The organism is Pseudomonas sp. CFBP 13711 (genome assembly GCF_014842265.1).
Taxonomy (GTDB): Bacteria; Pseudomonadota; Gammaproteobacteria; order Pseudomonadales; family Pseudomonadaceae; genus Aquipseudomonas.
This window is the reverse complement of sequence record NZ_JACYVI010000007.1, coordinates 52,784-68,602: the sequence shown is the minus strand read 5'-3', so window position 1 is coordinate 68,602 and position 15,819 is coordinate 52,784. Positions and strand designations below refer to the sequence as shown.

Genomic DNA, 15,819 nt, shown 5'->3' with positions numbered 1-15,819 from the left:
TCCGACTCCAAAAGGGGCCAATGATTCCCCAAGCGGTGTCGGACCAGTCTGCGTTTTACCGATTTGACGGGCCCTGGCCCGTCCTTGTAGCGCGCGATTATCCAGTAGCTCGCGTTACAACGCATCAGGTGACGCAAACTATTTATTGCGTTTAAAGCGCGTAAATCCGGGGTCATCAAACAAACTTGGCCATTCAGGTCTCAAGCAAAAATGTCACGGGGCCATCGTTGACCAGATGCACCTGCATATCTGCACCAAACTGGCCCGTTTCCACGGTCGGGTGAGAAGTTCTGGCCTTCGTCACCAAGTAGCCAAACAGCTCGGCACCGAGTGCCGGAGGCGCGGCTTTTGAAAAGCTCGGCCGCATCCCGCTTTTGGTATCCGCCGCCAGTGTGAACTGAGAGACCAGCAACAACCCGCCATTAACGTCGGTTAACGAAAGATTCATCTTTGCGTCGGCGTCACTGAATACTCGGTAGTTAAGCAGCTTGTGCAACATCTTGTCGGCGCTGGTCGGCGTGTCTTGAGGCTCGATGCCAATCAGGACCATTAATCCTTGATCAATCGCGCCAATGGTTTCGCCGGCGACGTCGACGCGCGCCTGGGAAACGCGCTGCAGCAAGGCTTTCATTTACGCCTCTTCCGGTGGCAGATCCAGCAAACGGCGCGCCAATTCTGACGCTGCGCGCACGAGCGCGTCGGTGATACCCGGCTCGGACGCCGAGTGCCCGGCGTCGCGGATGACCTGCAGCTCACTGTTCGGCCACGCCTGATGCAGTTCCCAGGCATTGTCCAGCGTGCAGATCATGTCGTAGCGGCCATGGACGATGATGCCCGGCAAATGGGCGATCTTCGGCATGTCGCGAATCAACTGGTTTTCTTCAAGGAACGCGCCATTAGTGAAGTAGTGGCATTCGATGCGCGCGATGGACAGGGCGCGATGGGGCTCAGTGAAGCGATCGACCACCTGCGGGTTCGGACGCAACGTGGCGGTGCGGCCTTCCCACGTCGACCATGCCTTGGCGGCGTGCATCTGCGCAATCTGGTCACTGCCGGTGAGGCGCTTGTGGAATGCGCCGAGCACGTCGTGGCGCTCGTCCGGCGGAATCGGCGCCATGTAATCCTGCCAGTAATCAGGGAACAGCCGGCTTGCGCCCTCTTGATAGAACCACTTGATGTCCTGGGGACGGCTCAGAAAGATGCCGCGCAAAATCAGTGCGTGAACCCGATCCGGGTGCTTCTGCGCGTAGGCCAGGGAAAGCGTCGAACCCCACGAGCCACCGAACACCACCCATTTGTCGATGCCAAGATGAGTGCGAATGCGTTCGAGGTCGTCGACCAGATGCCAGGTGGTGTTGTTTTCCAGGCTGGCGTGAGGAATGGACCGGCCGCAACCGCGCTGATCGAACGTGATGATGCGGTAGAGGTTCGGATCGAAGTAGCGGCGGCTCTGTGCGTCGCATCCCGAACCCGGCCCGCCGTGGATGAAGATGACGGGCAAGCCGTCTGGCGAGCCGCTTTCATCGACATACAGCACATGCGGCTCTTCCACCGCCAGATCGTGCCGGGCGTAAGGTTTGATCTGCGGGTACAAAGTCTGCATAGGTGCTCCAAAAGTCCGGTTCAGGGGCTGCGGTGTATCTGCCGTGGGGCATCATAAACCCGAATCAGCGAATGAACATGTCTGCCTCATTCTGGCCAACTGTGATCCCCTGTTTCACGCGGCATAAGCCCACTGAAAGCAGGCATGAGCAAGATCAACGCCAGAGTGGAACGATCAATGCAAGCCGTCTCCAGATCAGGGGGAAAGCGCCAGATATTCGCCGCCGGTGTGCATTGACGGCGAACCGAGGTAGCTTGTTCGAGTCGAACCGAGGGTCGTGCAACCGCGTATTTTTCATCCGATCGGGAGGAAATAACCAATGACACGCCCTACAGTCAACCCACCCATTTAATCGTCAAACCAACTTGAGGTCGTACCCGATGTCTCCGGAACCCAACGTTCGTGACGCTGAAGTGGCAGCCTTCCGAGAAGCTGTGCTGAACAAACTCGAGTATGCCGTCGGTAAAGACCCCGACCATGCCTTCGATCATGACTGGTTCATGGCAATCGCCCTGGCGACGCGCGACAAAATGGCCGAGCGCTGGATGAACCACACGCGCTACGTCTACCGGCAGGAAAAGAAGCGCGTCTATTACCTATCCCTCGAGTTCTTGATCGGCCGTCTGATGTTCGACAGCCTGAGCAACCTGGGCATTCTCGAAACCGCGCGCGAAGCGTTGAAGGGCCTGAACGTCGACCTTGAGCAAATCCGCTCGCTGGAGCCTGATGCTGCACTCGGCAACGGCGGCCTCGGTCGTCTGGCGGCGTGCTTCATGGAAAGCATGTCGACCCTCGGCATTGCGGGTCATGGCTACGGCATTCGTTACGAGCACGGCCTCTTCCGTCAGGCCATCGTCGATGGCTGGCAGCAGGAGCAGACCGAGAACTGGCTGGACTTCGGTAACCCGTGGGAATTCGAACGCCCTGAAGTGATTTATCAGATCGGCTTCGGCGGCAGCGTCCAGCCCCTGCTTGATGCAGCCGGCGCGCCAGTACTGGATGCCTCGGGCGAAACCCGTCAGGTCTGGACCGCAGGTGAAACCGTCCGCGCGATCGCGTACGACACCCCGGTTGTGGGCTGGCGCGGCAAAGCGGTGAACACGCTGCGCCTGTGGCGTGCGCGCGCCGTGGAAGACCTGCACCTGGAACGCTTCAACGCCGGTGACCACGTCGGTGCGGTGGCGGAAGTGGTGCGGGCAGAAAGTATTTCCCGTGTGCTGTATCCAAACGACAGCACCGAAGCGGGCCAGGAACTGCGCCTGCGTCAGGAGTTCTTCTTCGTTTCGGCGTCGCTGCAGGATTTGCTGCGCCGTCACAAGAACATGGGCTACAGCATCAGCAGCCTGCCGGAACACGTGGCCATCCAGATGAACGACACGCACCCGTCGATCGCTGTGGCAGAGCTGATGCGCGTTCTGATCGACCTGCACGACGTGGAGTGGGACGAGGCCTGGCGCATCACCGTGGGCACCCTGGCGTACACCAACCACACGCTGCTGCCTGAAGCGCTGGAAACCTGGTCGGTCGGCCTGATGGAGCGCATGTTGCCGCGCCACATGCAGATCATTTACATGATCAACGCTCAGCACATCGACAAGGTTCGCCAGGACTTCAAAGACGACCCCGCACTGTTCGACCTGCTGCGCGCCGTGTCGCTGATCGAAGAAGACAACGGCCGTCGCGTGCGCATGGGTAACCTGGCATTCCTCGGTTCGCACAGCGTGAACGGTGTGTCAGCGCTGCACACGCAGCTGATGCGAAAAACCGTTTTCGCCCATCTGCACAAGCTGCACCCGGATCGCATCAACAACAAAACCAACGGCATCACCTTCCGCCGCTGGCTGTTCCAGTCCAACCCGCAACTGACGTCCATGCTGGTCAACGAGCTGGGCGAGCAGGTGCTCGACAACCACGAGACCGCACTGCTGAAACTGGAGCCGCTGGCCGACGACGCACGTTTCCAGAAGGAGTTCGCTGCTCAGCGCCTGCAAAGCAAACAAGCCCTGGCCTCCATCATTCAGGAACGCATGGGCATCTCGGTTAACCCCGAGGCGATGTTTGACGTGCAGGTCAAACGCATCCACGAGTACAAGCGTCAGTTGCTGAACCTGTTCCACACTGTGGCGCTGTATCAGGCCATGCGTGCCGACCCGAGCACCGACTGGGTGCCGCGGGTGAAGATCTTCGGCGGCAAGGCGGCGGCCAGTTATCACTCGGCCAAGCTGATCATCAAGCTGACCAACGACATCGCGCGTACGGTCAACAATGACCCGACGCTGCGCGGCCGTTTGAAAGTGGTGTTCATGCCCAACTACAACGTCAGCCTGGCGGAAAGCATCATTCCGGCGGCGGATTTGTCGGAGCAGATTTCCACGGCAGGTCTGGAAGCTTCCGGCACCAGCAACATGAAGTTCGGCCTCAACGGTGCGCTGACCATCGGCACTCTCGACGGCGCCAACGTGGAGATGAGCGAGCAGGTCGGCCTGGAGCACATGTTCATCTTCGGCATGACCGCGCAGGAAGTCGAAGCGCGCAAGCATGCCGGTGAGTTCAACGCCCATCAGGACATCGCGGCGTCCGGGCGTCTGAATGACGTGCTGCAAGCGATTCGGGGCGGGGTGTTCTCGCCGGATGATCCGTATCGCTATGCCGGGCTGATCGATCAGTTGATCAACTACGACCGCTTCTTCGTCTGCGCGGACTTCGAGTCGTACTGGCACGCGCAGGCCAAGGTGGAAGCGCGCTGGCACGATTCGAAAGAATGGTGGCGCTCGGCGGTGCTCAACACCGCGCGCATGGGTTGGTTCTCTTCGGACCGGACCATCCGCGAGTACGCGACCGAAATCTGGAACGCGCTGGATTAAGGACGCGTGGGGTGATCGCCTCAGCGGAGGCGATCACCTTCATGTGACCGCTCGCTCTCGCAGCAAGTACAAATCCTGTGGGAGCGAGCTTGCTCGCGAATAGGTATTTCAGCCGCTGGTGATTTAGCGGATGTACCGACCTTTTCGTGAGCAAGCTCACTCCCATAAGTTCACCAGCGTGCTGAGATCCCCTCCCCGACACAAAATGTTTCCCCTTTCCTGAGGCCCGATATACTTTTCGCCATCGCCGTTAATCGGCCGAAAAGGGATGTCGTCGCGTGCAATGGATTCTTCTGCTGGCCGGTCTGGTAATCGGAGCGCTTCTTGATGAGTCGCTGTTGGGCGGCGCTGTCGGCGCGGTCATTGGCCTGGCCGCGGGCTTGAGCTTCCGGCTCAGCGCATTGACGCGGGAGACCGCTGCGCAGAAAGCCGAGCTCGCCAAAACCCGGCTGGACCTCAACGCCGTTCAACAACGCCTTAGCCAGCTGGACTCAGCCGCCGCGCAATTGCCGGATGCGCCCGCGCCTGCGCCGTTGAATGTTCAGCCCATCGCAGACGACGGCCCGGAACTGCTGTGGGACCTCCCGGATCTTGAACCGGCCACCTCGGACGCTGGCGACTCAGAATGGAGCAGGCCTGCGCACGCGCCATCACCTATAGCCTCGAGCTACCCGCCCGCCTCCCTGCCCGCTTCAACCCAGCCCGCTCCTCCCCAGCACAGCCTCTTCGACAGCGCCTTACTGCGCGCTAAAAACTGGCTGCTGGGTGGCAACACCGTGCTGCGGGTCGGCGTGGTGCTGCTGTTTCTCGGCCTGGCGTTTCTGCTGCGCTACGCCACCGAAGGCATGGTCGTCCCGATCGAAGCCCGTTATGCCGGCGTGGCGTTGGCCGCCCTGGCGCTGTTGGGTCTGGGTTGGTGGTTGCGTCACCGCAACGAATCCTTCGCGTTGATGCTGCAGGGGACGGGCGTCGCGGTGCTGTACCTGACCGTATTCGCCGCCATGAAAGTCCACACCCTGCTGGCGCCGGGGATGGCGTTCAGCCTGTTGGTTGCAGTCACCGTGTTTTCGGCCATTCTCGCCGTCACGCAAAACTCCCTGGCCCTCGCCTGCGTGGCCGCGCTGGGCGGGTTTGCCGCGCCGCTGCTGACGTCCTCCGGCGAGGGGAGTCATGTCGCGTTGTTCAGTTATTTCGCCCTGCTCAACGCCGGCATTTTCGCCATCGCGTGGTTCAAGGCATGGCGCCCGCTGAACCTGATCGGCTTCATCGGCACGTTCGGCATTGGCTTCGCCTGGGGCATGGACGCGTACACGCCCGAGCTGTTCTGGAGCACCGAACCCTTCCTGATTCTGTTCTTCCTGATGTACCTGGCCATCGGCCTGCTGTTCGCCCGGCGCAAGCTGCAAGAGCATGCCGCCGGGCCCGACGACGACAGCCGCGAAGCCACCCTGCGCTGGTCCGCGCGCCAGACTCACTACGTGGATGGCAGCCTGTTGTTCGGCACGCCCATCGTGGGGTTCGGCCTGCAATACGCGCTCGTCAAACATCTGGAATTCGGCGCTGCGTTGAGCGCACTGGCGCTTGGCTTGCTGTACATGGGCATTGCTCGGTTCCTGGCCAGGCGCGCACCGGGTCGGGCATTGCTGTTGGTCGAAACGTGCCTGTCACTGGGCGTGGTGTTTGGCACGCTGGCGATTCCGCTGGGCCTGAGCGCGCAATGGACGACGGTCGCCTGGGCCGTCGAAGGCGCGGCGGTGTTCTGGCTCGGCATGCGCCAGAACCGCTTGCTGGCGCGGGCGTTCGGCTTGCTGCTGCAACTGGGCGCGGGGATCGCGTTCCTTGGCGTGGTCGGCCGCTGGTTTGTGCCGAACTTCAACCACGGCGATTTCTGGACACCGCTGATCATCGCGCTTGCCGGCCTGGTCAGCGCCTTCACGGTCGAGCGCGTAGGCACGTTGCGTTTGTCGTTGAGCAATCGTTTCCTGCAGCCGTTGCTGTTGATCTGGGGCGCGCTGTGGTGGTCCGCGGCAGTAGGCGTCAGCACCCATTACGTGCCGGGAGCGACCGAGTTCTCGACGCTCTTGCTGTTGGGCGCTTTCAGTGTCGGGCTGTGGACAATGGCGGCCCTGCGTCTGAACTGGGCGGGAATCGCGCAGCTGTCCACGCTGCTGACGCCCATGAGTGCGGTATTGCTGGCGCTGATGAGCTTCAACTCTTACTACAACCCTGCCGCCAATTGGGGCTGGCTGGGCTGGCTCGCGGTTTTTGCGGTTCATCTGTGGTCGCTGAATCGGCTCGACAAACTGCTGCTCCCGCGCTTGCGCAGTGCAGCCCATGTGATCGGCTGCTGGCTGATCATCGCCGTGCTCTCGCTGCAACTTCGTTACGGATTGCTGGTGTTGTCGGAGTCGTATAACGCCTGGCGCTGGCTGGGCTGGGCGTTGCTGCCGAGCCTGTACTTGCTGGCGATGACCGCATCCCGCACGTGGCCCTGGCCTGTCGGGGCGTACCCGCGCGAATACCGCGTCTGGGCCGCCGCGCCGCTGGCGGCATTGATGCTCGGCTGGTTCTGGCTGGCGAACGGGTTCAGCGAAGGCGCTACCGATCCCCTGCCCTATCTGCCGCTGCTGAACCCGCTGGAGCTGGGCTTGCTGATCACACTGACCGGTATCTTCAGTTGGAGCCGCCAGCAACTCCCGCAGTTGGGCGTCAGTGAGGGCCATGCTCAAAAAGCGGCGCTGGTCATTGCCGGCGCATCGCTATTTGCGTTGATCACAGCCATGGTCCTGCGCACGGCGCATCACTGGCTGGGCGTGGCCTGGTATCTGGATGCGCTGTTTGAATCCATGCGGGTGCAGGCCGGGCTTTCCATCGTCTGGACGCTGACCGCTCTGGCGCTGATGATCGGTGGCCACCTAAGCGCCCGCCGCGACCTGTGGATCGTCGGCGCCGCGCTGATTGGGGTTGTCGTCGCCAAACTGTTCTTCGTCGAGCTGAGCAATCGCGGCGGCCTGGAGCGAATCATTTCCTTCATCGGCGTTGGCGTTCTGTTGCTGGTGGTGGGATATTTCGCCCCCCTGCCGCCCCGGCATCCGGCCCGAAGTGAGGGTTTAACCGATGCGGATGTTGCGGACCGGGCATCGAAATGAAGGGTGTAAGGAGTGTTCAGTTGAGTCGTCAGTTCTTCATCAAGGCTGCCCTGCTTGTCCCGTTGCTGGGCTCGCTGCTGTGCGCGGCGTCGCTCAGTCAGGCGGAGGATCTGCCGGATGATTTCACCACCCATGCGCCTCTGACCGTCAGCGGTGAAGGGCCTTGGTATCGGCTGGAATTGCCCCTCGGCGTGCAGCTGAACGCGCGCCAGAGCAATCTCAACGATGTGCGCGTTTTCAATGCGGACGGCCAGGCCCAGCCCTACGCGATCACTCAAAGCCCGCCTCAGCGTGCCGCCGACGCCAGCCCGGTCTCGGTGAAATGGTTCCCGCTGTACAACAGCGATGGCGCGAAAGACGCCGAGCCGAAAATCCGCGTCGAGCGCACGCCCAACGGCACGCTGGTGGAGGTTCAGCCCCAAGGCGAGATCGAGGCGGGCGAAGAGATTCTGCGCGGCTGGCTGCTCGACACCAGCGCGATCAACGCGCCGCTGGATCAACTGATTCTGGACTGGAGCAGCGAGCGCGATGGTTTTCAGCGGTTCAGCATCGAGGCCAGCGACGACCTCCAGCATTGGCAGCGCTGGGGCGATGGTCAGGTGGCGAGGCTGTCATTTGCCGAGGAATTGGTTGAGCAGCGCGTCGTCAATCTGCCGGGGCGCAGCGCCCGCTATCTGCGTTTGCTGTGGAAATCGCCGCTTTCCGCGCCCACGCTGAACGCCATGCAACTGATCAGCACGCAACCCGGCGTGCTGCCGTTGAGCTGGTCACCGGCCATCAATGGACGCGTCGAAAAACCGGGCGTGTATGTGTGGCAATTGCCAGTGGCCCTGCCGCTGGAACGGATGCGGATCGACATCGCGCAACCCAACAGCCTCGCGCCCGCCACGCTGTATGGGCGTCGCGATAGCAATGCGCCGTGGCAGTTGATCGACAATGGCCTGCTTTATCGGCTCAGCCAGAACGGTCAGGACGTTGTGCAGGATGAAATGGAGCTGCCGGGCAACGTCGTGCAGCAGCTGAAACTTGAGGTGGATGACCGTGGCGGCGGCCTGGGCAATGACGCGCCTACGCTGAGTTTTGCCGTGCGCGCCACGCAACTGGTGTTTCTCGGCCGCGGCGCGCCGCCTTACAGCCTGGCCGTCGGCAATGCCACGGTGAAAAGCGCGGCGCTGCCACTGGCGACGCTGATTCCCGGTGTCAGCCCCGAGAAACTGGCGGCGCTGGGCAGTGCGTCCATGGCCTCCACACCGGTCGCGCCGGTTGCTGCGGCTGCACCCGTGGAGGCCAGTGGTCCCGACCTGAAACGCATCGGTTTGTGGGCCGTGCTGATACTCGGCGTGGTTTTTCTGGCCTGGATGGCGCTTGGCACACTGCGCGGGTCTCGTAGCAAGTAACGCGCAAAATAACGCGCCAATCGAGGCGCCAAATTATAAGTGTCGGGGTGATGACGCTGAATCGATCCGGCATCGAAAAAATTGCAGACGATGCCCGCCGATTCGTCACCCCGATCGGGTTAGGCTTAACGCACACCCGATGCGACCGGGTGCGACGATCCCTTGTGGGACCGGCTTCAGCCGGGAAGGAGTCGGTGGTCACGCTGCAAGATTTGCGGTGTTCACACTGGCCTCTTCCCGGCTAAAGCCGATCCCACTTGGATGTAGCCCGTGAACTGAATCACTACCTAACCGGTCTGACAGGCAGTATTAAATCTCCGCTCACGCTAGACTGTGCGCGTTTTTATCCCCCATTTCGGAGCTCTCCATGTCCCGCGTTACCTTGAGTCGTTATCTGATCGAGCAGACCCGCACCAACAACACCCCTGCCGATCTGCGCTTTCTGATTGAAGTGGTGGCGCGTGCGTGCAAGGAGATCAGCCACGCGGTATCCAAAGGCGCCCTGGGCGGCGTGCTCGGCAGCATGGGCACTGAAAACGTGCAGGGTGAAGTGCAGAAGAAACTGGACGTGATGTCCAACGAGATTCTGCTCGAAGCCAACGAATGGGGTGGTCACCTGGCTGGCATGGCGTCCGAAGAAATGGACAACGCCTACCAGATCCCCGGCAAATACCCGAAAGGCGCCTACCTGCTGGTGTTCGACCCACTGGACGGCTCGTCCAACATCGACATCAACGCGCCGGTGGGCACGATCTTCTCGGTGCTGCGCTGCCCGAACGAGTACCTGAGCCAGAACGAAGCGCTGAACGAGAAGGCCTTTCTGCAGCCAGGCACCCAGCAAGTCGCCGCCGGTTACGCCATCTACGGCCCGCAGACCATGCTGGTGCTGACCCTGGGTGACGGCGTCAAAGGCTTCACGCTGGACCGCGAGATGGGCAGCTTTGTCCTCAGCCACGAAGACATCAAGATCCCGGAGTCCACTCAGGAGTTCGCGGTCAACATGTCCAATCAGCGTCACTGGGAAGCCCCGGTCAAGCGCTACGTCGAAGAGCTGCTGGCGGGCGAAGACGGTCCGTTGAAGAAGAACTACAACATGCGCTGGGTCGCGGCGATGGTCGCTGATGTACACCGTATCCTGACCCGTGGCGGCCTGTTCATGTACCCGCGCGATTCCCGCGAGCCTTCCAAGCCGGGCAAACTGCGCCTGATGTACGAAGCCAACCCGATGTCGTTCCTGGTGGAACAAGCCGGTGGCGCGTCGACCGATGGCCATCAGCGCATCCTCGACATCCAGCCCGAAGGCCTGCACCAGCGCGTCGCGGTGTTCCTGGGTTCGAAAGAAGAAGTGGAACGCGCAACGGCGTATCACAAGGAGTAACGTCCTGGATGGCCGCCTTTGGCGGCCATTTCTTTTCTGCAGGACCCGGTTAAGTGGAAGTGACCTGGGTGGCGCTTCACTGTTGTCGCAGGCGGGCGAGAACATCCGCTAAATTTCATGCGGCTGAAATTCCGTCTTCGTGAGCAAGCTCACTCCCACAGGGTTTACTTTTGCTGCACAACCGCGTGCTGTCTGGCCGAGCGGAAAAATCTCTTCCTCGGAACCAGTCCTCCCCTTTTTTCTTCTAAGCTTGCGGCATCAGGGCGGCGCTGCGACGCTGCTCTCCCCCTCGATTCAGGAGCTTCATCTCATGTCTTTGCGCACTCTCGCGGTGTTGTCGTTCTGCGTATTGCTGGCGGCCTGCAGCAAGGTCACTCAGGAAAATTACTCGAAAATCTCGGCCGGCATGCCCAAGGCCCAAGTCGAGCAACTGCTCGGCAGTCCGACCGAATGCTCCGGCGCGTTGGGAATGTCCAGTTGCACGTGGGGCGATGCGAAGACCTTCATCAGCGTCCAATACGCCGCCGACAAGGTCGTGCTGTTCTCGGCGCAGGGGCTTGAATGAATATTCGTCAGGGATTGAAAATCGGCGCCGTGGCGCTGGCAGCATTGTGGATCAGCGCCTGTGCGGTTAAGCCAGAAACCGAATCCATGGCGCCGAAGACGGTTGATCATGTTGATCTCAAGCGTTATCAGGGCACGTGGTACGAAGTGGCGCGGCTGCCGATGTTCTTCCAGCGCAACTGCGCGCAGTCCGAAGCGCATTACACGCTGAAGGACGATGGCAACATCGCTGTCACCAACCGCTGCCGCACGATCGAGGGCAAGTGGGAGCAAGCAACCGGAACGGCTTCACCGCAGGTTCAGGGCAAGACCGACAAGCTGTGGGTCGTGTTCGACAACTGGTTCTCGAACCTCTTCCCGGGTGTGGCAAAGGGCGATTACTGGGTGCTGTACGTGAGCCCCGACTACAAGGTGGCGCTGGTGGGCAGTCCGAACCGCAAGTTCCTCTGGCTGCTGTCGCGCACGCCTCAAGTGCCGGATGCAGTGCGCAACGACCTGCTGATGAGAGCGCAGCAACAGGGCTACGACACCACCAAGCTGATCTGGCGGGTGGCGGATTCGAAAGTGGGCAAGGCAAAGGACTGACCTGTTCGGTCATTCGTGAGCAAGCTCACTCTCATGAAACATGACAGCGCCGCAGTTCTACCTGTGGACACAAAAATTGTGGGAGCGAGCTTGCTCGCGAAGGGGCCCTTTGCCTCTGCACACATGTTCAGCCCAGCAATTCCCTCAGCACCTGAGCGAACGCACGGCTGCTCTGCCCTTCATCGGGATGGTGGCCGTCGCGGATCACCCAGCGGCCATTGACCATCACATCCTTGATCTGACGATCACTCCCGGCGAACAGCCAGCGATTGAGAATGGCATCGCCAGACGCCGTTGCCAGATAAGGGTCGTTACCGTCCAGCACCAGCCAGTCGGCCCGTTTGCCCACTTCCAGCGCACCTACCGGTTGGCCCATCGCTTGGGCACCGCCCACCAGCGCCGCGTCGTATAGCGTGCGACCGACCATCGGCTGATCCGGCCGATACAGACGATTACGACGCTGATCGCGCAGACGCTGACCGTATTCGAGCCAGCGCAACTCTTCGACCACGTTCAGCGACACATGGCTATCAGAGCCGATACCCCAGCGCCCGCCCTGAGCGATGTAATCCACCGCCGGGAAAATCCCGTCGCCCAGGTTCGCTTCGGTGGTCAGGCACAGTCCCGCGATCGCACGACTTTTCGCCATCAACGCCACTTCGTCAGGCTCGGCATGGGTCGCGTGAACCAGGCACCAGCGCGCGTCGACATCGACGTTTTCATACAGCCACTGCAGCGGCCGGCGACCGCTCCAGTCCAGGCAATCGTCGACCTCCTTTTGCTGCTCGGCGATATGAATGTGGATCGGGCAATGGGTGTCGCTGGCGGCCGTCACGTCACTGATTTGCTGCGGGGTCACGGCACGCAGCGAGTGAAAGCAAAGCCCCAGCGCCTGGGCGGGTTGCGCGGCGATGACGGGCTTAAGACGTGCTTGCAGGTCCAGGTAACTGTCGGTGCTGTTGATGAATCGGCGCTGGCCTTCGTTTGGGTTGAGGCCGCCGAAACCGGAGTGGCTGTAGAGCACCGGCAACAGGGTCATGCCGATGCCGACCGAACTCGCCGCCTGACTGACCTGCAGCGCCAGCTCGGCGGGGTCGGCGTAGGGCTTGCCGGTGGTGTCCTGATGGACGTAGTGAAACTCCGCAACCGAAGTAAAACCGCCCTTGAGCATTTCGATGTACAGCTGCCGCGCGATGACGCCGAGCTGCTGCGGACTGATCTGCCCGACGACGCGATACATCAGGTCACGCCAGGTCCAGAAACTGTCATTGGGATTGCCGGCCACTTCCGCGAGGCCCGCCATGGCACGCTGAAAGGCGTGGGAGTGCAGATTGGGCATGCCCGGCACGACCGGCCCGTTGAGCAGCTCGGCGCCAGCGCGTTCGGCATCGGCTTGAACTTGGCTCAGCAGGCCATCGGCGCTGACCTCGAAACGAACGTTATTCGCCCAGCCGGTGGGCAATAGCGCGCGTTCGGCAAAGAAAACGGACATGACTCGGCACCCCTTGCGTGAAATTGTCTATACATATACAGACGTTTATACGGCCGGTAAACTGCGCCGCGCTTGTCGGCACACCTGTTAATGGTTAGCGTGGACGCTGTAACCTCTTTCGCCTGAATAACGCCATAACAAGGATTTCTCTGTGCCGACTCCGCCTGCCAATTTGCCGCTGGCCTCCCAGATGGGTGACAGTCCGGCGCCGCTGTACGCCAGGGTGAAGCACATGATCACCCAACAGATTCAGAACGGCACGTGGCCGCCGCACCACCGCGTACCGTCCGAGAGCGAACTGGTGACGCAGCTGGGCTTCAGCCGCATGACCATCAACCGCGCCCTGCGCGAGATGACCGCCGAAGGGCTGCTGGTGCGCATGCAAGGCGTCGGTACATTCGTCGCCGAGCCCAAGACCCAATCGGCACTGTTCGAAGTGCATAACATCGCCGATGAGATCGCCGCCCGCGGACATACCCACACCTGCCAGGTGATCATCCTCACGGAAGAAGCCGCTGGTTCCGAACGCGCGCTGGCGCTGGACATGCGTGAAGGCCAGCGAGTGTTTCACTCGCTGATCGTGCATTTCGAAAACGATATCCCCGTGCAAATCGAGGACCGTTTCGTTAACGCCCTCGTCGCGCCGGACTACCTGCAGCAGGATTTCACCCAACAAACGCCCTACGCCTATCTGTCTCAGGTCGCGCCGCTGACCGAGGGCGAGCACGTGGTTGAGGCGATTCTCGCTGAGCCCGACGAGTGCACATTGCTGCAGATCGAGAAGGGCGAGCCGTGCCTGCTGGTGCGTCGGCGCACCTGGTCCGGCCGCCAACCAGTGACCGCCGCCCGCCTGATTCATCCCGGTTCACGCCACCGCCTGGAAGGACGCTTCAGCAAATGACTCAACTGACTGTTCTGCGCGCCGCTGACTACCCGCGCATGCCCTGGAAAAACGGCGGCGGCAGCACCGAGGAAATCACTCGCGATGCCGGCGAAGGCCTGGAGGGTTTCGGCTGGCGGTTGTCGATTGCCGACATCGGTGAGTCGGGCGGCTTTTCGGTGTTCGCCGGTTATCAGCGCATCATCACGGTGCTGCAAGGCGCAGGCATGACGCTGAACATCGATGGCAAGGACAGCGAGCCACTGCTGCCGTCCGATCCGTTCGCGTTCAGCGGCGACAGCGCAGTGTCATGCACGCTACTCGACGGCCCGATACGCGACTTCAACCTGATCTACTCGCCCGCCCGCTACCGCGCGCGCCTGCAGTGGATCGACGTGATGCAGCCGCAGCGGTTTTTCAGTTCGGCCAACATGTTCGTGGTATTCAGCGCGGCCGAGCAGATGGCCGCCAATGTCGGCGAGCATCCGCCGCAACGGCTGGAAAAACACGATTGCCTGCAATTGGACAACGCTGCAGGCGGGCTGCTGGAGGTTGTGCTCTACGCCCCTCGCGCCAGTCGCGTGTGCGTGATCGAATTGTCACGCGTCTGAGTCCCGCCGTCCCTGTGGTAGATTGCGTTTTTTTTCGCCAGCACAGGGACGACCATGACGACGCTCAACAACAATAAAGAAAGCCCCCGAGCCCTCGCCATTCTTGCCAGTTTTCTTTCATCGGAGTCGGCAGGCGGCCTTGTGCTGATGGGCGCTGCCCTCGCGGCAATCATCGTTGCCAACTCCCCCCTCGCCCCCTCGTATTTCGCCGCACTGCACAGTGTGTGGGGCGGGTTGTCGATCGAGCTGTGGATCAACGACGGGCTGATGGCGATCTTCTTTCTGATGGTCGGTCTGGAAATCAAACGCGAAGTGTTGGCCGGTGGCCTTGCCACTTGGGGTCAGCGCGCGCTCCCCGGTTTTGCGGCAGCGGGCGGCATGCTGGTGCCGGCGCTGATCTATATCGGCATCAACATGGGCAACGCCGAAACCCTGAGCGGCTGGGCGATTCCTGCGGCCACCGATATCGCCTTCGCTCTCGGCGTGCTTTCGTTGCTGGGCAAGCGGGTGCCGACGTCGTTAAAGGTGTTTCTGGCCGCACTGGCGATTCTCGATGACCTGGGCGCCGTCACTATCATCGCTCTGTTCTACAGCAGCGGCCTGAACATGCCGATGCTCGGTGCCTCCTTCGCGACGCTGGCCGTGCTGGTGATCATGAACCGCATGGGCGTGCAGCGATTGCTGCCGTACCTGCTGCTGGGTCTGCTGTTGTGGTTCTTCGTGTTGCAATCCGGCGTGCACGCGACGCTGGCCGGTGTGGCGCTGGCACTGTGCATTCCGCTGGGCACGCCCAAGGAAGAAGCCCGCTCGCCGCTGCTGTTCCTTGAAGAAAAAATGCACTACTGGGTGGCGTTCGCGGTGGTGCCGATTTTCGGCTTCGCCAATGCGGGCGTGTCCCTGTCGGGCATCACCCTCGGCAATCTGGTCGATCCGGTGCCGCTGGGCGTGGCACTGGGGTTGTTCGTCGGCAAGCAGATCGGCGTGTTTCTCGCAGCCGTGCTGGCGATCCGATCCGGCCTGGCAACCCTGCCGGAAGGCAGCAACTGGCCGCAACTGTATGGCGTGGCCCTGCTCTGCGGCATCGGGTTCACCATGAGCCTGTTTATCGGCAACCTGGCCTTCCCGGGCGCAGCGCATCTGATCGATGAAGTGAAAGTGGGCGTGTTGCTGGGGTCGATCGCGTCGGCGCTTGCCGGGGTGTTGCTGTTGCGCAGCAAGCTGGCGCAGCACTGATTAGCGCTGAGACTACCCTGATATACCCAGCGCTCCCACAGGTCAGGTGTCGGCAGCGATATC

12 protein-coding genes are annotated in these 15,819 nt (G+C 61.5%); 9 read left to right on the top strand and 3 right to left on the bottom strand.

Annotation, left to right across the window (positions count from 1 at the left end; genetic code table 11):
• Nucleotides 1-193: 193 nt before the first annotated feature.
• Both dtd and pip read right to left on the bottom strand, forming a co-directional pair.
• Nucleotides 194-631, bottom strand: coding sequence for a D-aminoacyl-tRNA deacylase (gene dtd / locus IFT47_RS14730; RefSeq protein WP_192171234.1), 438 nt, complete (start codon nucleotides 629-631; stop codon nucleotides 194-196).
• Nucleotides 632-1,603 carry a prolyl aminopeptidase gene (gene pip / locus IFT47_RS14725; RefSeq protein WP_192171235.1) on the bottom strand — a complete coding sequence of 324 codons (972 nt, stop codon included), beginning with the start codon at nucleotides 1,601-1,603 and terminating at the stop codon, nucleotides 632-634.
• A 380-nt stretch (nucleotides 1,604-1,983) separates the two neighbouring features.
• Here pip and IFT47_RS14720 point away from each other — a divergent pair, with 380 nt between their 5' ends.
• The 6 genes from IFT47_RS14720 (at nucleotide 1,984) to IFT47_RS14695 (ending at nucleotide 11,540) form a co-directional block, all read left to right on the top strand.
• Nucleotides 1,984-4,467: a glycogen/starch/alpha-glucan phosphorylase gene (locus IFT47_RS14720; protein ID WP_192171236.1), complete on the top strand. Its 2,484-nt coding sequence runs from the start codon at nucleotides 1,984-1,986 to the stop codon at nucleotides 4,465-4,467.
• 278 nt (nucleotides 4,468-4,745) lie between these two features.
• Nucleotides 4,746-7,616, top strand: coding sequence for a DUF2339 domain-containing protein (locus tag IFT47_RS14715; protein WP_192171237.1), 2,871 nt, complete (start codon nucleotides 4,746-4,748; stop codon nucleotides 7,614-7,616).
• Between the two features lie 50 nt (nucleotides 7,617-7,666).
• Entirely contained in the window at nucleotides 7,667-9,013 is a 1,347-nt protein-coding gene (locus tag IFT47_RS14710) for a DUF3999 domain-containing protein (RefSeq protein ID WP_244655859.1), read from the top strand.
• A gap of 367 nt (nucleotides 9,014-9,380) precedes the next feature.
• A complete protein-coding gene (locus tag IFT47_RS14705; protein ID WP_192171239.1) occupies nucleotides 9,381-10,391 on the top strand; it encodes a class 1 fructose-bisphosphatase in 1,011 nt (336 codons plus the stop codon).
• A gap of 310 nt (nucleotides 10,392-10,701) precedes the next feature.
• Nucleotides 10,702-10,956: an outer membrane protein assembly factor BamE domain-containing protein gene (gene bamE / locus IFT47_RS14700; RefSeq protein ID WP_192171240.1), complete on the top strand. Its 255-nt coding sequence runs from the start codon at nucleotides 10,702-10,704 to the stop codon at nucleotides 10,954-10,956.
• An 86-nt stretch (nucleotides 10,957-11,042) separates the two neighbouring features.
• A complete protein-coding gene (locus tag IFT47_RS14695) occupies nucleotides 11,043-11,540 on the top strand; it encodes a lipocalin family protein (protein ID WP_244655860.1) in 498 nt (165 codons plus the stop codon).
• Between the two features lie 127 nt (nucleotides 11,541-11,667).
• Here the strand turns inward: IFT47_RS14695 and IFT47_RS14690 are convergent, their stop codons facing one another.
• A complete protein-coding gene (locus IFT47_RS14690) occupies nucleotides 11,668-13,032 on the bottom strand; it encodes a formimidoylglutamate deiminase (RefSeq protein ID WP_192171242.1) in 1,365 nt (454 codons plus the stop codon).
• 190 nt (nucleotides 13,033-13,222) lie between these two features.
• Here IFT47_RS14690 and hutC point away from each other — a divergent pair, with 190 nt between their 5' ends.
• From hutC to nhaA, 3 genes are read left to right on the top strand one after another with little or no spacing between them, the layout of a single operon-like run.
• Complete coding sequence (hutC, locus tag IFT47_RS14685; protein WP_192171477.1) at nucleotides 13,223-13,933, top strand: histidine utilization repressor; 711 nt, start codon at nucleotides 13,223-13,225, stop codon at nucleotides 13,931-13,933.
• Entirely contained in the window at nucleotides 13,930-14,523 is a 594-nt protein-coding gene (locus tag IFT47_RS14680; RefSeq protein WP_192171243.1) for a HutD/Ves family protein, read from the top strand. Before hutC ends, IFT47_RS14680 begins: the two co-directional genes overlap by 4 nt.
• Nucleotides 14,524-14,577: 54 nt before the next feature.
• A complete protein-coding gene (nhaA, locus tag IFT47_RS14675) occupies nucleotides 14,578-15,756 on the top strand; it encodes a Na+/H+ antiporter NhaA (RefSeq protein ID WP_192171244.1) in 1,179 nt (392 codons plus the stop codon).
• Nucleotides 15,757-15,819: the final 63 nt, after the last annotated feature.